We start from the raw sequence: 19,825 nt of genomic DNA on the forward strand, positions 1-19,825 counted from the left end.
GGACGCGTCACCGCCCCAGATACTTGGGCTTCTCCTTGTTCACAAAAGCCTGCACGGCGATGCCGTGGTCCTCGGAGGCCCCCGCACGCGCCTGCAGCTCGTCCTCCTTGTCCAGCGTCTCGTCGAGGGAGTGCGTGAGCCCGTAGGCCACCGCCTCCTTCAGCGCCGCATAGGCCACCGTCGGCCCCTCCGCCAGCTGCCGCGCGACCTTCTCGCCCTCGGCCCGCAGCTCCGCCGACGGCACGACCTTGTTCGCGATGCCCAGGTCGTAGGCGTCCTGCGCGCTGATGCTGCGGGGGAAGAGCAGCAGGTCGGCGGCGCGTCCCGGACCGACCACCCGCGGCAGCGTCCACGACACCCCGGAGTCCGCGGTCAGCGCCACCCCCGCGAACGACGTGTTGAAGGCGGCCGTGTCGGCGACCACCCGGTAGTCCGCGGCCAGCGCGAACCCGAGGCCCGCACCGGCGGCGACCCCGTTGACGGCGGCGACCACCGGCTTCGGCGCCCCCGCCAGCGCCCGCACGATCGGGTTGTAGTGCTCGCGCACCGTCGTCATCGTCCGCCCCGCCCCGGACTCCCGGTCGGACGCGAGCAGCGTGATGTGTTCCTTGAGGTCCTGGCCCACGCAGAACGCCCGGTCCCCGGCGGCGGTCAGCAGGATCGCCCGGACGGCGGTGTCGGCCGCCGCTTCCTGCGCCGCCTCCCGAAGCGTTTCCTTCGCCGCGATGTTCAGCGCGTTCATCGCCTCCGGGCGGTTCAGCGTGATCGTCGCGAGCCCGTCGCTCACCTCGTAGAGCACGGTGTCGGTCATGGTGCGTCCCCTCCGTCGTCTCCGTCGTCGCGGCTGACGTACCGCTCGGTACGCCGATGCCCGAAGGACAGCATGGCGGAGATCGCCGTCGGGGGACCGGACGGCGCGTGTGACCTGCGTCAAAGAAAGACCGGAGCCGACTCGGCCGGCCCAGGGACGCGCGGTGGCGAAGTATCGCAGTCACATCGCCGAATTGGGTGGTTTTGCTCGCGCGCGTTGCCCAAGCGATGCCGACTGATGTTGGTCATCGGGTCCTGAGATGCGGGATAATGGCTTGGAAGCAATGTGTTCGATGCCGGAGTCGCGTTTCGCCAGGACCGCGCGCGCCCTCGGGGGCCGTCGGCAGACGATGAGCTGTTTTCAGGAAGGGGAACCAGCATGGCGGCCATGAAGCCGCGAACGGGTGATGGCCCGCTCGAGGTGACCAAGGAGGGGCGGGGCATCGTCATGCGCGTTCCGCTCGAAGGCGGCGGTCGGCTCGTCGTCGAGCTGACCCCTGACGAGGCCGCGGCGCTCGCCGACGCCCTCAAGAACGTCGTCGTCTGAGGCGTCAGCGACCATACCCTTTCGGCGGCCCCGGCATCCCGAGCGATGCCGGGGCGCTGCCGTCTTCAGCGGGTTCGCGCGGGCTAGCGCTTGACCGCGCAGAGCAGCCCGTCGCCCACCGGCAGCAGAGACGGCACCAGCTCCGGGCTCTCCCGGACCGTGCGCAGCAGTTCGCGCAGGCGCAGCACCTCGGTCGGCTGCGGCCCCGAGTCGACGGTACGGCCGTTGGCGAAGACGCCCTCGAAGACCACCAGGCCGCCCGGACGCAGCAGGCGCAACGATTCAGCGAGATAGTCGGAGTACTCCTGCCGGTCACCGTCGCAGAAGACCAGGTCGTAGCCGGCGTCCGCGAGCCGGGGCAGCACGTCCAGGGCGCGGCCGGGGATGAACCGGGCCCGGTTGCTGGCGAAGCCGCAGGCGCGGAAGGCTTGCCGGGCGAACTGCTGGTGCTCCGGCTCGGGATCCACGGTGGTCAGCACGCCGTCGGGGCGCATCCCGTGCAGCAGATACATCCCGGACACCCCGCACCCGGTGCCGATCTCGGCGACCGCCTTGGCGTCCACGGAGGCGGCGAGCATGCGCAGCGCGGCGCCCGTGCCGGGCGACACCGAGCGCAGCCCTGCCGCGCGAGCCCGGTCACGGGCCCACCGCAGTGCTTCGTCCTCGGCGACAAAGGCGTCGGCGAACGCCCAGCTCGTCTGCCGGTTGCCGGTAATGACCCTCTCCTGTCCCCGTGGTTGCCTGGGCGTGACTGTATCCGTTGGCGCCGGGAACCCGCAGATGGGACCGGGCGTTTAGAGGGGTGGAAGACAGGGCGGGGGGACACGAATGGATCACGACGTCGAGACGGCGCTCGATCACCTGCTGCCGTGGCCGGACGAGCCGGACCAGCAGAGATCAAATTCTCGTAAAACCGCTTATCCGGTGCTAACGGGCGAGGTGGCTATGGTAGGGGCTCCACTGGACACCACCAGAGCCGACAGGGGAGGTGCGGCCGCGCCTGGGGATCGGAGAGGAGCGCTGCGGCGCCTTCTCGGATCGGCAGGCAAGCCGAAATCCGTGAACGACACCGTCGCTGACCCCAGCCACGCCGACGCACTCGCCCTGGGCGAGGACCGGACCGCGACCTTCTCCACCGACGCGGACGGGCAGGCATGGACTCCGCCCACGTGGGAGGAGATCGTCAGCACGCACAGCGGTCGCGTCTACCGCCTGGCCTACCGCCTGACCGGAAACCAGCACGACGCCGAGGACCTCACCCAGGAGGTCTTCGTCCGCGTCTTCCGCTCCCTGTCGACCTACTCGCCGGGCACCTTCGAGGGCTGGCTGCACCGCATCACCACCAACCTCTTCCTCGACATGGTCCGCCGCAAGCAGCGCATCCGCTTCGACGCCCTCGGCGAGGACGCGGCCGAGCGCCTGCCCAGCCGCGAGCCCACCCCCTCGCAGGCCTTCAACGACGCGCACTTCGACGCCGACGTCCAGCAGGCCCTGGACACCCTGGCGCCCGAGTTCCGCGCCGCCGTCGTGCTCTGCGACATCGAGGGCCTGTCCTACGAGGAGATCGCCGCGACCCTCGGCGTCAAGCTCGGCACCGTCCGCTCCCGTATCCACCGGGGCCGCTCCCAGCTGCGCAAGGCCCTCGCGCACCGCTCGCCGCAGGCCCGCAAGGCCGAGCGCCGCTCCTTCGTGCCCCGTGTTCCCGCACTGGGAGGAGGGGGCGCGACCGCGTGAGTGGATCACGACCGAAACCGGCCGGGCGGCAGCTCGCCGAGCAGCATCTGGGAGACCGACTCTCCGCCCTGGTCGACGGGGAGCTCGGTCATGAGTCGCGTGAGCGCGTCCTCGCCCACCTGGCCACCTGTGCCCGGTGCAAGGCGGAGGCGGACGCGCAGCGCGCGCTGAAGAACGTCTTCGCGGCGGCCGCCCCGCCCCCGCCCTCCGAGAGCTTCCTGGCCCGCCTCCAGGGGCTGCCCGCGGGCGGCGACCAGGACGGCGGTGGTTCGCCGTTCGGCGGGACCGACCCCGCGGGGCGCGGATCCGACAGCGGGATCTTCGGCATGAGCCGGGACGACCGGTTCGAGTTCGGCTACGTCCCGGCCCGCCCGCACGATCCGGCCGCGGCCGCCGGCCGGGGCTTCCGCGTCCATCCCGTCGGCCGTCCGGACGGCGACCGACCCGCCTCGCGCTCCCTGCGGTTCGCGTTCGTCGCCGCCGGCGCCGTCTCGCTGGCCGCGGTGGCCCTCGGTGGGGTCACCGCCGGCCTGCCCGGCGCCCCGGCCGCCGACGCCCGCAGCGGGTCCGGCGGCGGCAGTGTCGCGCCGGCCGGCACGGCGGGCTCCGGCACCACCGGGACCGCCGACTCCCAGCGCCGCCGGCTGCTCACCCCGCTGCTGTCGTCCGGCACGCTGCTCGGCGGTGCCCCCGCCGCACCCACCTCGGTGTCGGCGCCGCTGCTGCCCGGAGTGCCTTCTCCGGCCGCCGCGCAACAGGCGCTGCGGGGCCTGACCGCGCCGGTGATGGTCGGCGCGGCAGCGGTCTCGCCCCTGATACGGCCGCTGAGCGCCAACCCGCCGTTCGCCCTCACCTCGTGGACCGCCACCCCCGGGGAGACCGGCGCCGGCCTGCTCGCCGCACCCGTCCCCACCACCTCCGCCGCTGCCTCCCCGTCCCCGTCCCGCTCCTCCCACGACCCCCGCTGACCGCCCGGCCCACCTGCCGAACGGCCCTGCGCGGTGCCTCGCGAACCTGGTTGAATCCGGTGAGCCAGCCATGCCCGTGAGACACCGCCGCGGGCACGGAGCCGACCTTCCGCGAGCCAGCCCGTGCCGGGGCCGGGCCGCGGTGAGCCCGCGAGGTGAGCATGGACGAGGGGACACCTGCGTCATCGGCGACCCGTGGCGACAGCCCCGGCCGCGCCCCGTCCCTCCCCTGGGACGGGGCGGCCGGGTCCGGGTCCGGGGCACAGCGGCGGCGGTCGCGGAGCCTGCGGACGCTGGTCGTGGCGGCGCTGGCGCTCACCGTGCTCTCCGGTGCGGCCGGCGGGCTGATCGGGGCCTCCCTGGAGCGCACCGGCGGGCTCGAGACCGTACAGCTGCCCCAGCCTGGTCCGCCGCTGCCCGCCCGGCCGCCCGGCGACGCCGCCGGGATCGCCGCGCGTGCGCTGCCCAGCGTCGTCACCCTGCACGTCACCGGCACGGGCGCCGGCGACCAGGCCACCGCCGGCACGGGCCTCGTCCTCGACAGCCGCGGGCGGATCCTCACCAACGACCACGTCGTCGCTCCCGCGCTCTCGGCGGGCGGCCGGATCACCGTGACCTTCAGCAGCGGAGCCACCGCCCGCGCCACCCTCGTCGGCCGGGACGCGGGCTACGACCTGGCCGTCGTCCAGGTGCACGGCGTGCACGGTCTGACCCCGCTGCCGCTGGGCGGCCCCCGCGATCACACCGGTTCCCCGGACAGGAACTGACAGAAACCTCGTCGTCGGGGCCCCGCTCGTGCCCCGACTAGGCAAACAACCCGGAAAACCGGTCGTACACACGCAGTCGGACACCTCGGGGCGGTACCGGACGGACAGGTCCGCCGGGTACCGTGGACCCGGCCCGGACCACGGAAGACCGCAACAGCGACCGGAGGGCCGAGGACCGAGGACATCGCAAGGAGCTTCAGGTGTTCAATGACATAGGACCACTCGAGCTGGTGACGATCATTGTGCTCGCCGTGCTCGTCTTCGGTCCGGACAAGCTCCCGAAGGTCATCCAGGACGTCATGCGGACCATCCGCAAGATCCGGGAGTTCTCGGAGAGCGCCAAAGAGGACATCCGGCAGGAACTCGGCCCTGAGTTCAAGGACTTCGAGCTGGAGGACCTCAACCCGAAGACCTTCATCCGCAAGCATCTCGACAGTGACGAGCTGGGGCTGAAGGAGATCCGCAACGGCTTCGACCTGAAGAAGGAGATGGCCGAGGTCACGGACGCGGTGCACAGCCGCGACACCGACGCCTCGTCGTCCTCCGGGAGCGGTTCGGCGGGGAGCGGCCGGATCGACATGACCAAGAAGCCCGACGATCCGGGCAGCGAGCGTCCGCCCTACGACGCGGACGCCACCTGAGTCCGGATCACCGGCCCGCGCATGAGCGGCGCACGTGACGCGTTTCATACCGCGCGTGCGCCGCTCATACGTCTTTTACGGCCCGAACCCGCCGCCCGTGCGACCCACGCACCGGGCGGTTTCGCTGCTGGTCCCGGCGGGGTCGATATGCTGCCGAGTTGTTGTGCGGACCGGACGAGTGCGCCCGAAGGGGGGCGGGCCGCCCCGGACCGACTGGAGCGAGGAGGCGTCCGGGCAGATGGAGACGACAAGTCGGTTGGACGGACAGGCACCGGTCGCGGAGGACGGACAGCGGGTCCTCTCCGCCCGTCGCACGGTCGACGGCTACCTGGAGGCGCCCTTCCCCTGGTACGGCCTCGACGAGGCCTTCACGGGGCCGCGCTGGCTGATGCAGGTGGGTACGGCGGCCGACGGTGCGGTGGAGCACGGGTCGATCGGGCACGGCGACGAGCCGTCGGTGCGCAACGAGCACCTCGCCGCGTCCGTCGGTGAGCCGCGGGAGAAGTTCGCGGTCGTCGTGACCGTCGCGGCGAGTCCGTCCCGCAGGAGCGCCGACGGCACGGGGCTGCTGGAGGCCACGTCCGTGTCGTCCGCGGCGTGGCTGGCCGGGGTCGGGCTGCTGTCCTTCACCTGGCCGGGGCAGATGGACCACAGCCTGCGGGACGACTGGCTGGAGCAGCAGACCGAGACGGCGTGGGAGCTGGCCGACGAGCTGACCGGGCCCGAGTGGTCGACGCTCTCGCTGCCGGTGGACGGGGTGGCCACGCCGTTCCACTACCGGGAGTCGGAGTTCGGGTGGGTGCTCGCCGGGTCCACGGGGGAGGGCGTGCATCTCGGGGCGTACGGGCGGGGGATGTCGGCCTACGGGCTGGGGTTCGCGATGATCAAGGACATCGCCGAGTACGCGTGAGTTCCGAGGGGCGCCGGTGGTTCGTGGCGCCCCTTCGCCGCGGGGGTGCGGTTGTCGTGCGACTGCGGGTGTGTTGTGGTTGCCCGCGCCCACGCCGCGGAGCCGCATGTCGAAGACAGCCTCGCGCCCCCGACGGGGCGCGCTGCAGGCCCCCTCTCAGAACTTGTTGCGCGGTGTGATGCCCAGGGACATGCCGGAGAGGCCGCGCTGCCTGCCTCCCAGCTTGCCGGCGATGCCGCGCAGGGCCGCCGCCGCCGGGCTGTCCGGGTCGGTGAGGACGACCGGCTTGCCCTCGTCGCCGCCCTCGCGGAGGCGGACGTCGATCGGGATGTTGCCGAGCACCGGCACCGTGGCGCCCGTCGTACGGGTGAGGCCGTCGGCGACCAGCTGGCCGCCACCCGTGCCGAAGACGTCGACCATCTCGCCGCAGTGCGGGCAGGGCAGGCCGGACATGTTCTCGACCACGCCGACGATCTTCTGGTGGGTCTGGACCGCGATGGAACCGGCCCGCTCGGCCACCTCCGCCGCCGCCTGCTGAGGCGTGGTCACGACCAGGATCTCGGCGTTCGGGACCAGCTGGGCCACCGAGATGGCGATGTCACCGGTGCCGGGCGGCAGGTCGAGGAGGAGGACGTCCAGGTCGCCCCAGTAGACGTCGGCGAGGAACTGCTGGAGGGCGCGGTGCAGCATCGGGCCGCGCCAGACGACCGGGGCGTTGCCCGGGGTGAACATGCCGATGGAGATGACCTTCACCCCGTTGGCCGAGGGGGGCATGATCATGTTCTCGACCTGGGTCGGGCTGCCGTCCGCGCCGAGCATGCGGGGGACCGAGTGGCCGTAGATGTCCGCGTCGACCACGCCCACCTTGAGGCCGTCGGCGGCCATCGCGACCGCGAGGTTGACCGTGACCGACGACTTGCCGACGCCGCCCTTGCCGGAGGCGACCGCGTAGACGCGGGTGAGGTTGCCCGGCTTGGCGAAGGGGACCTCGCGCTCGGCCTGGCCGCCGCGCAGGGCGGTCGCCAGCTCCTTGCGCTGCTCGTCGCTCATCACGTCCAGGGTGACGTCGACCCGGGTGACGCCCTCGACCCGGGAGACCGCCTCGGTGACGCGCTGGGTGATCGTGTCCCGCATGGGGCAGCCGGAGACCGTCAGGTACACGGTGACCGCGACCGCGCCGTCCTCCCCGATCACCACCGATTTGACCATCCCCAGTTCGGTGATGGGCCGGTTGATCTCGGGGTCGTTCACCGTCGCCAGTGCCTCGCGCACCGCGTCTTCGCTAGCCATACCCCCGATGGTACGGCGCGGCACAGGGCCCCAATAACGCCCCTCAGCGGTCGCCTACGTCACGCCCCGCCGACCGTTCTGCCGGGAATACGGCGGGTTCGTGATGCCCGTCCCGCCGCTCGTCCATCTCCTTCAGCAAATCCTGGAGCTCGGAGCGGATCCAGTCCCGGGTCGCCACCTCGCCCAGGCCCATGCGCAGGGCGGCGATCTCCCGGGTCAGGTACTCGGTGTCCGCGATGGACCGCTCGTTCTGCTTGCGGTCCTGTTCGAGGTTGACCCGGTCGCGGTCGTCCTGCCTGTTCTGCGCGAGCAGGATCAGCGGGGCCGCGTAGGAGGCCTGCAGGGACAGGGCCAGGGTCAGGAAGATGAACGGGTACTCGTCGAAGCGGAGCCTGCCGGGTGCCGCGATGTTCCACAGCACCCAGAGGATGATCACGAACGTCATCCAGACGATGAACCGCCCGGTGCCCAGGAAGCGGGCGATGCGCTCGGACAGCCGTCCGAAGGCCTCCGGGTCCCATTCGGGCAGCAGCCTGCGCCGCGGCGGGCGCGGCTGGTCCAGGCGGTGACCGCGCGACCGGCCGGCCGCGGTGGCGCCGGACGGCGTCCGCTCTCGGGTGCTCTCCCGCTCAGGCCCCATGGATCCCCGCCCCCTTCTCCGGCGTGTTCTCCGCCGTCCTCTCCATCTCCGCCGTGCTCTGCGCCGCCCCCGGCTGCGTCGGCTCCCCTTCGTCGTCCAGGTGGAACTCGGTCTCCCGCCAGTCCTCCGGCAGCATGTGGTCGAGGACGTCGTCCACCGTCACCGCGCCGAGCAGCGACCCCGCCTCGTCCACCACGGGCGCCGCGACCATGTCGTACGTGGCGAAGAACCCGGCGATGACCGGGAGCGTGGCGTCGGGGTCCAGGGGTTGCAGGTCGTCGTCGATGACCAGCGAGCTGACCAGGGTGTACGGGGGATCGCGCAGCAGCCGCTGGAAGTGCACGGTGCCCAGGTACTTGCCGGTCGGGGTCTCGTCGGGCGGCCGGCAGACGTAGACCTGGGCGGCGAGGGCCGGGGAGAGGTCGGGGTTGCGGACCCGGGCGAGGGCGTCGGCGACGGTGGCGTCCGGACGCAGCACGATCGGCTCGGTGGTCATCAGGCCGCCCGCCGTGTGCTCCTCGTACGACATCAGGCGCCGCATCTCGGCCGCGTCCGCCGGCTGCATCAGGCTCAGCAGCCGTTCCTTGTCGGCTTCGGGAAGCTCGGCGAGCAGGTCGGCCGCGTCGTCCGGGTCCATGGCCTCCAGGATGTCCGCGGCCCGCTCCTCCTTCAGCTTGCCGAGGATCTCGATCTGGTCGTCCTCGGGCAGCTCTTCGAGGACGTCCGCCAGCCGGTCGTCGTCGAGGGCCGCGGCCACCTCGGCGCGGCGTTTGGCGGACAGGTGGTGCAGCACGTTGGCGAGGTCGGCGGGGCGCAACTGCTCGAAGGTGGCGAGCAGGCTCTCGGCGCCCTGGCCGTGCTCCTCCAGGGAGAACCCGGTGACCTGCGACCACTCGACGGTGAGCGTCTCCCCTCTGGTCCGCCGGAAGGTGCCGGTGCGTCCCTTGCGGACGAAGACCCGGTCGATCTCCCAGTCCCGGCGGGCCGGCAGCTGTTGCACGGCCAGGTCGAGGACGGTGACCTCCTCGCCGGTCTCGACCAGCTGGACCCGGCGGTCGAGGAGTTCGCCGAAGACCAGGCGTTCGGTGGGGCGCTGTTCGAAGCGGCGGACGTTCAGCACGCCGGTGGTGATGACCTGGCCGGACTCGACGCCGGTCACCCGGGTCATGGGCAGGAAGATGCGGCGCCGGGTGGACAGTTCGACGACCAGGCCGAGCAGCCGGGGCGGGCGGCGGCCGACCCGCAGCATGACGACGAGGTCGCGCAGGCGGCCCACCTGGTCGCCGGCCGGATCGAAGACGGGGACACCGGCGAGGTGCGAGACGAAGATGCGGGGAGCGCCGGCTGCCATGGTGTTGCTTCCTTTACCTACCGGAGTGCTGCTTGCGTGATTTTCGGTCTCTTTCGCCCGCTCGATGGGCTTCAGGCTAGCCCGTACCGATCGGATACGCCCTGGTGGCCGGTCCGGACGGACTGGCTCCGCCGGGCCGCTGGGGCACCGGTACGCTGCGGTACGCCCTGCCGGACCCCTCAGAAAGGTGGCCCTGTCCGTGACCGCGATCGCTCCGGGCCGTACTCGCCGCGCCGCACTGGTCACCGCCGTGTGTGCCCTGGCCGTCCTCACCGGATGCGCCGAGGATCCGGACGCGGGCACGAACGGCGTGGGCAGACTCGCGCCGGACGTGATCCAGTCCAGGACGCGGGCGGCGGCGTCGTCGGTGGCGACGGTACGGATGGCGGGGACGGTGGTGACGAGCGGGCGCACGTACGAACTGGACATGCGCCTGAACAAGGACGGCGGGACGGGGTCGGTGACGTCGAAGAACTCGACGTTCCAGCTCCTGCGGGTGGGCGACACGCTGTATCTGCAGGCCGACGCGGGGTTCTGGAACCACGCCGACGGCAGCGACACGACCGCCGCGACCAAGCTCGACGGGAAGTACGTCAAGGTGCCGCAGTCGGACCCCGCGTACAAGAAGTTCAGCGGCTTCACGGACAAGGACGTCCTCCTCTCGGGCCTGCTGACCCTGCACGGTTCGCTCTCGACGGCCGGTCACCACGAGCAGTCGGGTACCCCCACCATCCGCATCACCGGCGACGGCGGCTCCGGCGGCACCCTCGACGTCTCCCTGCACGGCAAGCCCTACCCCCTCCGCCTGCAACGCGGGGGCGGCGCGGGCACTCTCACCTTCTCCGACTGGGGTAAGGACTTCAGCGTGGTCGAGCCGGAGAAGGGTGAGACGGTCGACTACGGGAAGCAGTTGCCGACGTCGTAGGGGGCGGCGTACGGATCCTCGCGGTGACCTTGACACCGTCGGCCCCCACCACGGCGCTCGAACGTCGACGCCGCGGATATCAGGACCGGCGGAAGCTCAGTGCCGGCGCATCCGCAGGTCCGGCGGAGCCGGCCCAGCCGCTTCCTGACCGCGCCCAGTTGCCTCTTGGCCCCGCCGCGACGGTGGTGCGCCACGACGGTCGGACTCGGCGGTGCCGGACTTCGGTCGGCGTCCGGTGGGGCGGGCCCCTGGCCGACGCTCGGCGGTGCCGGACGCCGGCCGGAGCTCAGCGGTAGCGGGGCCGACTTCGGCTGGGGGTCGGTTACTTGGGCTTTCGGCGCTTTGCGAGCAGTCGGGGCAGGCCCGCCGGGACAGGGCCGCGGGTCGTGGCCGGGGACGGAACCGGTGCTTCGGACAGGCTGCCCTCCGGCAGGGGCGAGGTCGACCCCGTCGGCGTCAGGCGCAACACCCTGCACTCCCTGGCCCAGCGGTCGGTCATCGCCTCGCCGTCGGGCGCGTTGAGGCGCTTGCCCTTCAGTTCGGCCACCGCCGCCTCCCATTCCGGGCTGCCGGCGGGCAGTTCCGCGACCGTCGCCGTCCAGGTGACCAGCCGGCCGCCCTTGTCCTTGCTGCGGACGGTCACCTCCGCCGACCCGCCGTCGGCCAGCTCGCCCAGCGGCTGCTCGGCCCCGTCGCCGACCAGGCACACGCCCCCGTCGGCCCACGCGTGCCACATCGCCCGCGCGGCCGCCGCGCCCGCGCCCCGCACCCAGACGAGGCCGGACTTCTTCGTGGCCTCCTCGACGAGGGCCTGGTCGAGCAGCTCGCGTGTCATGGCGTCCACCCTAGAGCCAGCCGTTTCGCTTCAGCGTGCGGTGGATGCCGAGGCAGATGCAGACCGTGATGCCCATGATCACCGGGTAGCCGTACTTCCAGTGCAGCTCCGGCATGTACTTGAAGTTCATGCCGTACACACCGCACACCATCGTCGGGACGGCGATGATCGCGGCCCAAGCCGTGATCTTGCGCATGTCCTCGTTCTGCGCCACGGACGCCTGCGCGAGGTTGGCCTGGAGGATGGAGTTGAGGAGTTCGTCGAAGCCGACGACCTGCTCCTGGACCCGGGCCAGGTGGTCGGCGACGTCCCGGAAGTACTTCTGGATGTCGGGGTCGACCAGCCGCATGGGCCGTTCGCTCAGCAGCTGCATCGGGCGCAGCAGCGGCGAGACCGCGCGCTTGAACTCCAGCACCTCGCGCTTGAGTTGGTAGATGCGCGCGGAGTCGACACCACGGGACACCCCGCCCTTGCGGCCCGGCGTGAAGACCTCGGTCTCCACCTCGTCGATGTCGTCCTGCACGGCGTCGGCGACCGCCACGTACCCGTCCACGACGTGGTCGGCGATGGCGTGCAGCACGGCCGAGGGGCCCTTGGCGAGCAGTTCGGGGTCGTCCTGGAGCCGGTGCCGCAGCGCCCGCAGCGAGCCCTGCCCGCCGTGCCGGACGGTGATGAAGAAGTCCCGGCCGGTGAAGCACATGACCTCGCCGGTCTCCACGACCTCGCTGGTGGCGGTGAGCTGGTCGTGCTCGACGTAGTGGATGGTCTTGAAGACGGTGAAGAGCGAGTCGTCGTAGCGCTCCAGCTTCGGGCGCTGGTGGGCCTGGACCGCGTCCTCGACGGCCAGCGGGTGCAGCCCGAACTCGCTCGCGATACCGGCGAACTCGGCCTCGGTCGGCTCGTGCAGGCCGATCCACACGAACCCGCCGTCCCGGCGCACCAGCCGCATCGCCTCGTGCGGGGTCAGCGGCTTGCCCGGCTCGACGCGGGCGCCGTCGCGGTAGACGGCGCAGTCGACGACGGCCGACGGCGTGCCGGGGTCGCGGGTGGTGTCGTACGCGCCGTTGTCCGGGCGCAGGCTCTTGCGCAGTGAGGGGCGGGAGGGGCGGACCACGGCACGGAGGTCGCGGATCATCGACATGGGCGGGCTCCTTCGCGACAGGCAGCGGAAGACCGCCGGCGAACGGGTGGAACTACCCGGAATGGGGACGTCCTGACTTCGGATGTTTGGCGCGTCCACAAAGCGGGGAGCACCGCACCGTTGCGGTGGCGACTTCGCTACTGATACAGATCGGACGAACGGATCCAGACAGATCCGGAACGGACCGGTCGAAAGGATCAGGCAAGCGAAACGAAGTGCTCTTCCGAACGACGACGCGCACGAAAAGGCGGCAGCCAGCCAGAGAAGAAATCAGAGGCCGGAAGAGCGAGTGGTACTGCACGGGTGACTTCGATCCATGACAGCCCCACCTCCTCCAGCCGGTCCCTCGTAAGGGAGTCCTGTCGGCGTCGGGGTCTGACCGCGACGCACTGCGTGCTGCCCCGAACCGCCGCGGCCAGAGTAGCAGCAGCCCTCGGTGTCAAGGCGCCGCTTTGCCCGGCGCTGACGAGTTCTATGCTCACGCCATGGTTGAAGTTCTTCCTCTGGTCGAGGCCCGGTTGACCACCGCACTGGGCGAACCGGACGCGCGCGCGGCGGTCACCTTCCTCGGTACGGACCGCATCGAGGTGCTCCGCTTCCACGAGGATCTCCAGGGCGAGGACGTCGTCCGCTACGCCACGCTCGGCATGTCCGCGCACCCCATGACCGACCCCACCGCGATGGTCGCCGACCCCGTCAGGGGACCCCGCGCGGAGCTGGTCCTGTCGGTCCGCGCCGGGCTCGCCGAGACCGACAAGGTGCTCCGCGCGCTCGCTGTGCTCGCCGCGTCTCCGCAGGTGGAGGGCCTGGTCGTGACGCCGGGCGCGTCGCTGGACGTCGGCGACCCGCTGTGGCCGGGGGCGCCGTTCACCTCCGTCCTGGTCGGCGAGCCCGGCGGTCTCGTCGAGGATCTGGAGCTGGACGCGCCGCTCGACCCCGTACGGTTCCTGCCGCTGCTGCCCATGACGCCGAACGAGGCGGCCTTCAAGCGCGTGCACGGCGCCGGGGCCCTCCAGGACCGCTGGCTCGCCAACGGGACGGACGTGCGTGACCCGCGCCGCGCATCCGTCCCGCTGGACTGAACGCGTGAGGTGAGCAAGCTCACCAAGCACCGTTCACCGAGAGTCAGTTGGCAAAGGCGGTGACGCTGTCCTCCGCGGCGTGCGCCGTCTCCAGCGCCTCGGCGTCCCGCGTGAGCGCGTTCCGTCGTACGAGCACCACCAGCGCGCCCAGGACCGCGGTGACCGCCGCCACCACGAACGGGACGTGGACGTCGGTCCACTCCTCGATCTTCGGGGCGAAGTAGGGGGCGGCCGCGGCGGCGAACCAGCGGACGAAGTTGTAGCCCGCGCTCGCCACCGGGCGCGGCGCGTCCGACACGCCGAGGGCCAGTTCGGTGTAGACGGTGTTGTTCACGCCGATGAACGCGCCGGACAGGACGGTGCAGACGACGGCGGCGGTGTGGCCGCCGTAGCCGAGGACGAGGACGTCGGCGGCGAGCAGGACCAACGAGCCGCCGAGCACCCGCAGGGACCCGAACCGACGCTGCAGGCGCGGGGCGACCACCACCGAGAACAGCGCCAGCAGCACACCCCAGGCGAAGAACACGGCCCCCGAGCGGTAGGGGGTCATGTTCAGCACGAACGGGGTGAAGGCCAGCACGGTGAAGAACGTGTAGTTGTAGAAGAAGGCGGATGCGGCGGCGGAGGCGAGGCCGCCGTGGCCCAGTGCCCGGATCGGGTCCAGGACCGAGGTCCTGCGGGCCGGCTTCGGCTGCTCCTTCAGGAACGCGGTGATGCACAGGAAGCCGACCGCCATCAGGGTGGCGGTGCCGAAGAAGGGGTAACGCCAGCTGATGTTGCCGAGCACCGCGCCCAGCAGCGGGCCGCACGCCATGCCGAGGCCGAGCGCCGACTCGTAGAGCAGGATCGCGGCGGCGCTGCCGCCGGCCGCCGCGCCGACGATGACGGCCAGGGCGGTCGAGACGAACAGCGCGTTGCCGAGGCCCCAGCCGGCCCGGAAGCCGACCAGCTGGCCCACGGTCCCGGAGGTGCCGGCCAGCCCCGCGAAGACGACCACGAACGCGAGGCCGAGCAGCAGAGTTTTGCGGCCGCCGACCCGGCTGGAGACGAAGCCGGTGAGCAGCATCGCCACGGCGGTGATCAGGAAGTACGAGGTGAACAGCAGGGAGACCTGGCCGGCCGTGGCGTCCAGGCCCCTGGCTATGGAGGGCAGGATCGGGTCGACGAGTCCGATGCCCATGAAGGCGACGACGGACGCTCCGGCCGTCGCCCACACGGCCCTCGGCTGCCGCAGAATGCCGCCCGCTCCCGCGTCGAACGTGTCGTCCATGCACTTCCTCCACTCAGAGCGATTTAGTTGGTGTTTACACATAGTATGTTAGGGCAGCTAATAAATGCAAAGTGCATCTAGTTCCGCCCCGTGACCGCTTCCGCCCGGACGGGTGATCGTCCTTGACGTGGGGGATCCTGGGTAGGACCGTGGGGCCCTATGAGGGGCGAACCCAGTTGCCCGAAGTGTGGTGGCCGGGTCAGGGCTCCCGGACTCTTCGCCGACACCTGGCAGTGCGACGTGCACGGGACCGTGCATCCGGTGCAGCCCGTGATCCCGCCCAGCGTGGAGGCCCTGGGTGTGGTGGTGCACCGCACCCAGGTCCCGGTGTGGATGCCGTGGCCGCTGCCGGTCGGCTGGCTGTTCACGGGCGTCGCCTGCGCCGGTGACGACCGCAGCGGGGGGCGCGCGACCGCCGTCGCCTGCTCCGGACCCGCGCCGCTCGGCGGCATAGGGGAGATGATCCTGGTCGCCGAGGAACTGGGGGTCGGCCTCGGAGCCCGGTACGCGGGGATCGACGGGCCGGATCCCGGGCCGTACATGAGCGTGGAGAAACCGCCGCAGGCAAAGGTGCTGGCGGCGGGCCGTCCGGCACCGCTCTGGCATGTCTCCGGGGCGCCGGAGGACCGGGCCGTCTTCGCGGGCGAGGCCCGGGGGCTGTGGCTCTGGGCCGTGGTGTGGCCGGAGCAGACGGGGCTGCTGATGTACGACGAGCTGGTCCTGACCGATCTGCGGGACGCGGGGGCCGAGGTGGACCTGGTGCCCTGCGGGGCGTTGTCGCCGCGCTTGCTGGAGCCGTGACGGGCGCGGTGCGCGGGGGCCGCGGCGCCGTCGTGACCGGCCGCCCAGCTCACCGCGCCCGCTCGGGGCGCGCTGTCTGTACGTCGGCTGTATGGGGTGCCCCCGGCTTTCGGGTGTGACAGGGCACCCCTTGACGGCCGTTATCCTTGACGCGTTCCCCTCCGTTCCGGCCCGTTGGAGTCCGCGTCGTGCGTATCGATCTGCACTGCCACTCCACCGCCTCCGACGGTACGGACACCCCGGCCGAGCTGGTGGCCCATGCCGCCGCGGCCGGTCTTGACGTCGTCGCCCTGACCGACCACGACACCACCCGCGGGTACGCCGAGGCCGTCGCCGCGCTGCCCGAGGGGCTCACCCTGGTCACCGGGGCCGAGCTGTCCTGTCGGATCGACGGCGTCTCCATGCACATGCTGGCCTACCTCTTCGACCCCGCGGAGCCCGCCCTGCTCGCCGAGCGCGAGCTGGTCCGGGACGACCGGGTGCCGCGCGCCCAGGCCATGGTCGCCAAGCTGGCCGCGCTGGGTGTGCCGGTCACCTGGGAGCAGGTGCGGCGGATCGCCGGGGACGGCTCGGTCGGCCGGCCGCACGTGGCGTCCGCGCTCGTCGAGCTCGGCGTCGTACCGACCGTGAGCGACGCCTTCACCGAGGAGTGGCTGGCCGACGGCGGCCGGGCCTTCGTGGAGAAGCACGAGACCGACCCCTTCGAGGCGATCCGGCTGGTCAAGCGCGCCGGCGGCGTCTGCGTGTTCGCGCACCCGGCAGCCGCCAAGCGCGGGCGCACCGTGCCGGAAGCGGCGATCGCCGAGCTGGCGGCGGCCGGTCTCGACGGCATCGAGGTCGACCACATGGACCACGACGAGGAGACCCGGGTACGGCTGCGGGGGCTCGCGAAGGAACTGGGGCTGCTGGTCACCGGGTCCTCCGACTACCACGGCAGCCGTAAGACCGTGACCCTCGGGGAGTACACCACGGACCCCGAGGTGTACGGCGAGATCACGCGCCGGGCGACCGGTGCGTTTCCGGTGCCGGGGACCGGCGGAGGCCGGGGCTGAGCCTCGCCCGCCCACGTCCCTCACTCAGCAAGGCCTGTACCACCCCATGTTCGATCTCGCCGTCTTCGGCTCCCTCTTCCTGACCCTGTTCGTCATCATGGATCCCCCCGGGATCACCCCGATCTTCCTCGCCCTCACCGCCGGCCGCCCCGGCAAGGTGCAGCGGCGGATGGCTCTCCAGGCCGTGTGCGTGGCGGGCGGTGTGATCACCGTCTTCGGGCTGCTGGGGCACCAGATCCTGGACTACCTGCACGTCTCCGTGCCCGCGCTGATGATCGCGGGCGGGCTGCTGCTCCTGCTCATCGCCCTGGACCTGCTCACCGGCAAGACCGACGAGCCGAAGCAGACCAAGGACGTCAACGTGGCGCTGGTGCCACTGGGCATGCCGCTGCTGGCCGGTCCCGGGGCGATCGTCTCCGTCATCCTCGCCGTGCAGAAGGCCGGCAGCGTGGCCGCGCAGGTGTCCGTGTGGACCGCGATCCTCGCCATCCACGTCGTGCTGTGGCTGGTCATGCGCTATTCGCTGCTGATCATCCGGCTCATCAAGGACGGCGGCGTGGTCCTGGTGACGCGCCTGGCGGGCATGATGCTCTCCGCGATCGCCGTGCAGCAGATCATCAATGGGGTCATCCAGGTGATCAAGGGCGCGTAGAGCTCCGTACGCAGCGCCCCCGCACGGCGTGGGTGCCGTGCGGGGGCGCTGAAGACTGTGCGGTGCTCCGCGTGTCGTCGGTGTTCTGTTCGTCGTCGTCGGTGTCGTGCTCTGGGTGTTGCTCGTCCGTCGTCGTCGCGTCGTTCGGTTACGAAGCCTGGGTCTCGGCCGGTCGGATCCACAGGCGCTGCCCCACGGCGGCGGCCTGCTGCACGATCCTGTTGACGGAGGCGGCGTCCACGACAGTGCTGTCCACGGTGGTGCCGTCGACCTCGTCGAGTCGCATGATTTCGAAGCGCATGGCCTCTCCCTTCGTCGCTGTGTTCCGTAACAGTCAACGGCTTGCGTGTTACAAACATTCCCTACGCTAAAGAAATTTTTCGAACGTCTAATTACCGACCGGTAAGAGTCTTCAGGGGACTGACCGGGACCGGTTGTGTTCGCAGCGTGACCGCCGGGACAATAGAGGCGATGAACGACGACCTCGCCGCCCTCCAGGCCCGCATCGACCACACGAACGAGCTGCTCACCCGCATGCTCGCCGAAGTGGCCAAGACGCCCTCGACGCACGCCATCTTCGTGGACGCGGGCTATCTCTACGCGGCCACGGGCCGGCTCGTCGCCGGGACGGAGGACCGCCGCGCCTTCGACCTCGACGCCGAAGGGCTGATCGAAGCGCTCATCGACAAGGCGCGCCAGATCTTCGCCGACAGCCGGCTGCTGCGCGTCTACTGGTACGACGGCGCCCGCCGTCGCATCCACACGGCCGAGCAGCAGGCCATCGCCGAGCTGCCCGACGTCAAGGTCCGCCTCGGCAACCTCAACGCCAACAACCAGCAGAAGGGCGTCGACTCCCTGATCCGCACCGACCTGGAGTCACTCGCCCGGCACCGCGCCATCAGCGACGCGGCCCTGCTCGGCGGCGACGAGGACCTGGTCTCGGCGGTCGAGGCCGCCCAGGGCTACGGCGCCCGCGTCCACCTCTGGGGCATCGAGGCCCCGGAGGGCCGCAACCAGGCCGAGCCGCTGCTCTGGGAGGTCGACAGCCAGCGCACCCTCGACCTCGAGTTCTTCAAGCCGTACGTCTCCCGGCGCACCGCGCCCGCCTACGAGGCGGGCGCCACCAGACCCACCCGCGAGGACGTCCGCTTCATCGGTGCGCAGATCGCCGCCAAGTGGCTGTCCGCGCGGGGCCGTGAGGCGTTGGTCGAACTGCTGCCCGGCCACCCCTACCTGCCGGGATCCGTCGACCAGGACCTGCTCGTCGAGGCCGAGGGGATGCTCCAGTACTCCCTGCGCGGCCAGGCCGACCTGCGCCGCGCCCTGCGGGACGGCTTCTGGGAGCATCTGCAGACGCAGTACTAGCCCGCCTCGGCGACGCCGTCCCAGAAGTCCGCGATCGCCCCGGCGGTCGGGGCCGGCCGTTCCGTGTTGGGCGAGTGCTCCGCGCCCTCGACGACCGTCCGGTGCGCCCCCAGCCGCCGTGCCATGTCGTCCAGCAGCGGTACCGGCCAGGTGTCGTCCCGGGCGCCCGACAGCACGTGGTACGGCAGTGACACGGCCGCCAGTTCCGCGACGCGGTCCGGTTCGGTGCACAACTGGCGCCCGGTCGCGATGAGTTGGGCCGGCTTGTTGCCCAGCCAGCGGCGCCGCAGATCCTCGCTGTCCTCCGGCCCCTCGGCCGGCGCGTCCGGCTCGTCCAGCTCCTCCGGCGCCTCCATGGCCTGCATGGCATCCCACACCTCGGCCATCGACATCACGGCGAGCGCGTCCCGCAGCAGCTTCACGCGCTGCTGCTGGGAGGAGGAGATCTGCGCCGGCCCGGAGGCCATCAGGGTCAGGGAACGGAACGGCGACCGGTCGAGGAGCACGGCCGCGCGGGCGATCTGGCCGCCGAGGGAGTGCCCCAGCAGGTGCACCGGCCGGCCCGCGCCGACCGCCGCCGCCTGCGCCAGCACGTCCCGGGCCAACTCCACCTGGGCGTAGGCCGACTCGTCGTCCGCCGGGCCGTCCGACTCGAACTGCCCGCGCCCGTCCACGGCGACGGTCCGGTAGCCGCGCCGGCCCAGCGCGTCGTGCAGCCGGTTGAAGTCCTCCTTGCTCCCGGTGAACCCGGGCAGCAGCAGCGCGACCCCCCTGGGTTCCACCCCGGCGGCCACGGGCGCGTCGACGACGGCGAACTCACCCCGGTCGGTGGCGAGCGCGTACGCGCGGGCACCGGCGGGCGGGACGAAGGTGGGAGGCCTGCTCATGGGGGAGAGGGTAACCGGAGCGGGGTGACCGACCGGGGGCCGGTGAGTGATCCCGGCACCCGAGCACGCCGGGCACGGCAGCCGGAGCACCCCGGGCCCGGCAGCGGGGAAACGCCGACGGCCCGGACCACATGGGTGGTCCGGGCCGCCGTGACGC

General features: G+C 71.6%; 22 protein-coding genes. 12 read left to right on the forward strand and 10 right to left on the reverse strand.

From position 1 onward, the window contains the following. Window positions 1-7: 7 nt before the first annotated feature. Window positions 8-811 (reverse strand): enoyl-CoA hydratase-related protein, encoded by an 804-nt coding sequence (locus tag AB0M11_RS17425; protein ID WP_365706205.1) that lies wholly within the window; start codon window positions 809-811, stop codon window positions 8-10. A gap of 378 nt (window positions 812-1,189) precedes the next feature. On the opposite strand from AB0M11_RS17425, the gene AB0M11_RS17430 reads away from it, so the two are divergent. Beyond that, on the forward strand, window positions 1,190-1,357 hold the full coding sequence (locus AB0M11_RS17430; RefSeq protein WP_004950282.1) for a DUF3117 domain-containing protein: 168 nt from the start codon (window positions 1,190-1,192) through the stop codon (window positions 1,355-1,357). 83 nt (window positions 1,358-1,440) lie between these two features. On the opposite strand, the gene AB0M11_RS17435 is transcribed toward AB0M11_RS17430, so the two are convergent. After that, window positions 1,441-2,139, reverse strand: a complete 699-nt coding sequence (locus AB0M11_RS17435; protein WP_365706336.1) for an O-methyltransferase — start codon at window positions 2,137-2,139, stop codon at window positions 1,441-1,443. A gap of 163 nt (window positions 2,140-2,302) precedes the next feature. On the opposite strand from AB0M11_RS17435, the gene sigE reads away from it, so the two are divergent. From sigE to AB0M11_RS17460, 5 genes are all read left to right on the forward strand, one after another. After that, on the forward strand, window positions 2,303-3,091 hold the full coding sequence (gene sigE / locus AB0M11_RS17440) for an RNA polymerase sigma factor SigE (protein ID WP_365706207.1): 789 nt from the start codon (window positions 2,303-2,305) through the stop codon (window positions 3,089-3,091). Beyond that, window positions 3,088-4,059 carry a zf-HC2 domain-containing protein gene (locus AB0M11_RS17445; protein ID WP_365706209.1) on the forward strand — a complete coding sequence of 324 codons (972 nt, stop codon included), beginning with the start codon at window positions 3,088-3,090 and terminating at the stop codon, window positions 4,057-4,059. The genes sigE and AB0M11_RS17445 overlap by 4 nt, the downstream gene beginning before the upstream one ends. Before the next feature lie 161 nt (window positions 4,060-4,220). Continuing rightward, window positions 4,221-4,826 carry a trypsin-like peptidase domain-containing protein gene (locus AB0M11_RS17450; RefSeq protein WP_365706211.1) on the forward strand — a complete coding sequence of 202 codons (606 nt, stop codon included), beginning with the start codon at window positions 4,221-4,223 and terminating at the stop codon, window positions 4,824-4,826. A 200-nt stretch (window positions 4,827-5,026) separates the two neighbouring features. After that, window positions 5,027-5,467 carry a sec-independent translocase gene (locus AB0M11_RS17455; RefSeq protein WP_365706213.1) on the forward strand — a complete coding sequence of 147 codons (441 nt, stop codon included), beginning with the start codon at window positions 5,027-5,029 and terminating at the stop codon, window positions 5,465-5,467. 238 nt (window positions 5,468-5,705) lie between these two features. Beyond that, window positions 5,706-6,377, forward strand: coding sequence for a hypothetical protein (locus AB0M11_RS17460; protein ID WP_365706215.1), 672 nt, complete (start codon window positions 5,706-5,708; stop codon window positions 6,375-6,377). 156 nt (window positions 6,378-6,533) lie between these two features. Here the strand turns inward: AB0M11_RS17460 and AB0M11_RS17465 are convergent, their stop codons facing one another. From AB0M11_RS17465 to AB0M11_RS17475, 3 genes are read right to left on the reverse strand one after another with little or no spacing between them, the layout of a single operon-like run. Continuing rightward, window positions 6,534-7,667 carry an Mrp/NBP35 family ATP-binding protein gene (locus tag AB0M11_RS17465; RefSeq protein WP_365706217.1) on the reverse strand — a complete coding sequence of 378 codons (1,134 nt, stop codon included), beginning with the start codon at window positions 7,665-7,667 and terminating at the stop codon, window positions 6,534-6,536. 43 nt (window positions 7,668-7,710) lie between these two features. Beyond that, window positions 7,711-8,307: a DUF1003 domain-containing protein gene (locus AB0M11_RS17470; protein WP_365706219.1), complete on the reverse strand. Its 597-nt coding sequence runs from the start codon at window positions 8,305-8,307 to the stop codon at window positions 7,711-7,713. Continuing rightward, entirely contained in the window at window positions 8,297-9,658 is a 1,362-nt protein-coding gene (locus AB0M11_RS17475) for a CBS domain-containing protein (protein ID WP_365706221.1), read from the reverse strand. Before AB0M11_RS17475 ends, AB0M11_RS17470 begins: the two co-directional genes overlap by 11 nt. A 199-nt stretch (window positions 9,659-9,857) precedes the next feature. Here AB0M11_RS17475 and AB0M11_RS17480 point away from each other — a divergent pair, with 199 nt between their 5' ends. Next, the gene (locus tag AB0M11_RS17480; RefSeq protein WP_365706223.1) at window positions 9,858-10,583 is read left to right on the forward strand and encodes a hypothetical protein; all 726 of its coding nucleotides are present in this window, start codon (window positions 9,858-9,860) and stop codon (window positions 10,581-10,583) included. A gap of 322 nt (window positions 10,584-10,905) precedes the next feature. On the opposite strand, the gene AB0M11_RS17485 is transcribed toward AB0M11_RS17480, so the two are convergent. Together AB0M11_RS17485 and AB0M11_RS17490 are read right to left on the reverse strand one after the other, a co-directional pair. Continuing rightward, entirely contained in the window at window positions 10,906-11,418 is a 513-nt protein-coding gene (locus AB0M11_RS17485) for a hypothetical protein (RefSeq protein WP_365706225.1), read from the reverse strand. A gap of 10 nt (window positions 11,419-11,428) precedes the next feature. Next, on the reverse strand, window positions 11,429-12,559 hold the full coding sequence (locus AB0M11_RS17490; protein ID WP_365706227.1) for a magnesium and cobalt transport protein CorA: 1,131 nt from the start codon (window positions 12,557-12,559) through the stop codon (window positions 11,429-11,431). Window positions 12,560-13,044: 485 nt separating this feature from the next. Between AB0M11_RS17490 and AB0M11_RS17495 the strand changes: the two genes are divergently transcribed. Continuing rightward, entirely contained in the window at window positions 13,045-13,641 is a 597-nt protein-coding gene (locus AB0M11_RS17495; protein ID WP_365706229.1) for a suppressor of fused domain protein, read from the forward strand. A 43-nt stretch (window positions 13,642-13,684) separates the two neighbouring features. Here the strand turns inward: AB0M11_RS17495 and AB0M11_RS17500 are convergent, their stop codons facing one another. Next, a complete protein-coding gene (locus AB0M11_RS17500; RefSeq protein WP_365706230.1) occupies window positions 13,685-14,911 on the reverse strand; it encodes an MFS transporter in 1,227 nt (408 codons plus the stop codon). Window positions 14,912-15,070: 159 nt separating this feature from the next. Between AB0M11_RS17500 and AB0M11_RS17505 the strand changes: the two genes are divergently transcribed. The 3 genes from AB0M11_RS17505 to AB0M11_RS17515 all read left to right on the forward strand — a co-directional run bounded on the left by AB0M11_RS17505 (window position 15,071) and on the right by AB0M11_RS17515 (window position 17,416). Further along, window positions 15,071-15,712, forward strand: a complete 642-nt coding sequence (locus tag AB0M11_RS17505; RefSeq protein ID WP_365706232.1) for a DUF6758 family protein — start codon at window positions 15,071-15,073, stop codon at window positions 15,710-15,712. Window positions 15,713-15,900: 188 nt separating this feature from the next. Next, the gene (locus tag AB0M11_RS17510; RefSeq protein WP_365706234.1) at window positions 15,901-16,764 is read left to right on the forward strand and encodes a PHP domain-containing protein; all 864 of its coding nucleotides are present in this window, start codon (window positions 15,901-15,903) and stop codon (window positions 16,762-16,764) included. A 46-nt stretch (window positions 16,765-16,810) separates the two neighbouring features. Then, window positions 16,811-17,416: a MarC family protein gene (locus AB0M11_RS17515; RefSeq protein WP_365706236.1), complete on the forward strand. Its 606-nt coding sequence runs from the start codon at window positions 16,811-16,813 to the stop codon at window positions 17,414-17,416. 148 nt (window positions 17,417-17,564) lie between these two features. Here the strand turns inward: AB0M11_RS17515 and AB0M11_RS17520 are convergent, their stop codons facing one another. Then, complete coding sequence (locus AB0M11_RS17520) at window positions 17,565-17,717, reverse strand: hypothetical protein (protein WP_365706238.1); 153 nt, start codon at window positions 17,715-17,717, stop codon at window positions 17,565-17,567. Between the two features lie 170 nt (window positions 17,718-17,887). Here AB0M11_RS17520 and AB0M11_RS17525 point away from each other — a divergent pair, with 170 nt between their 5' ends. Beyond that, window positions 17,888-18,781 (forward strand): NYN domain-containing protein, encoded by an 894-nt coding sequence (locus AB0M11_RS17525; protein ID WP_365706240.1) that lies wholly within the window; start codon window positions 17,888-17,890, stop codon window positions 18,779-18,781. On the opposite strand, the gene AB0M11_RS17530 is transcribed toward AB0M11_RS17525, so the two are convergent. Next, entirely contained in the window at window positions 18,778-19,668 is an 891-nt protein-coding gene (locus tag AB0M11_RS17530; protein ID WP_365706242.1) for an alpha/beta hydrolase, read from the reverse strand. The two genes, AB0M11_RS17525 and AB0M11_RS17530, sit on opposite strands and share 4 nt — an antisense overlap. Between the last annotated feature and the right edge of the window lie 157 nt (window positions 19,669-19,825).

This window comes from Streptomyces sp. NPDC051987 (assembly GCF_040680735.1).
Lineage (GTDB): Bacteria > Actinomycetota > Actinomycetes > Streptomycetales > Streptomycetaceae > Streptomyces.

Bases quoted from the DNA above. Each gene is read 5' to 3' on its own strand.
- AB0M11_RS17485 (WP_365706225.1), bottom strand. From the start codon at position 11,418: ATGACACGCGAGCTGCTCGACCAGGCCCTCGTCGAGGAGGCCACGAAG.
- AB0M11_RS17530 (WP_365706242.1), bottom strand. From the start codon at position 19,668: ATGAGCAGGCCTCCCACCTTCGTCCCGCCCGCCGGTGCCCGCGCGTAC.
- AB0M11_RS17430 (WP_004950282.1), top strand. From the start codon at position 1,190: ATGGCGGCCATGAAGCCGCGAACGGGTGATGGCCCGCTCGAGGTGACC.
- AB0M11_RS17460 (WP_365706215.1), top strand. From the start codon at position 5,706: ATGGAGACGACAAGTCGGTTGGACGGACAGGCACCGGTCGCGGAGGAC.
- AB0M11_RS17520 (WP_365706238.1), bottom strand. From the start codon at position 17,717: ATGCGCTTCGAAATCATGCGACTCGACGAGGTCGACGGCACCACCGTG.
- AB0M11_RS17505 (WP_365706232.1), top strand. From the start codon at position 15,071: ATGAGGGGCGAACCCAGTTGCCCGAAGTGTGGTGGCCGGGTCAGGGCT.
- AB0M11_RS17515 (WP_365706236.1), top strand. From the start codon at position 16,811: ATGTTCGATCTCGCCGTCTTCGGCTCCCTCTTCCTGACCCTGTTCGTC.
- AB0M11_RS17475 (WP_365706221.1), bottom strand. From the start codon at position 9,658: ATGGCAGCCGGCGCTCCCCGCATCTTCGTCTCGCACCTCGCCGGTGTC.
- AB0M11_RS17495 (WP_365706229.1), top strand. From the start codon at position 13,045: ATGGTTGAAGTTCTTCCTCTGGTCGAGGCCCGGTTGACCACCGCACTG.
- AB0M11_RS17500 (WP_365706230.1), bottom strand. From the start codon at position 14,911: ATGGACGACACGTTCGACGCGGGAGCGGGCGGCATTCTGCGGCAGCCG.
- AB0M11_RS17490 (WP_365706227.1), bottom strand. From the start codon at position 12,559: ATGTCGATGATCCGCGACCTCCGTGCCGTGGTCCGCCCCTCCCGCCCC.
- sigE (WP_365706207.1), top strand. From the start codon at position 2,303: ATGGTAGGGGCTCCACTGGACACCACCAGAGCCGACAGGGGAGGTGCG.
- AB0M11_RS17465 (WP_365706217.1), bottom strand. From the start codon at position 7,667: ATGGCTAGCGAAGACGCGGTGCGCGAGGCACTGGCGACGGTGAACGAC.
- AB0M11_RS17450 (WP_365706211.1), top strand. From the start codon at position 4,221: ATGGACGAGGGGACACCTGCGTCATCGGCGACCCGTGGCGACAGCCCC.
- AB0M11_RS17525 (WP_365706240.1), top strand. From the start codon at position 17,888: ATGAACGACGACCTCGCCGCCCTCCAGGCCCGCATCGACCACACGAAC.
- AB0M11_RS17470 (WP_365706219.1), bottom strand. From the start codon at position 8,307: ATGGGGCCTGAGCGGGAGAGCACCCGAGAGCGGACGCCGTCCGGCGCC.
- AB0M11_RS17425 (WP_365706205.1), bottom strand. From the start codon at position 811: ATGACCGACACCGTGCTCTACGAGGTGAGCGACGGGCTCGCGACGATC.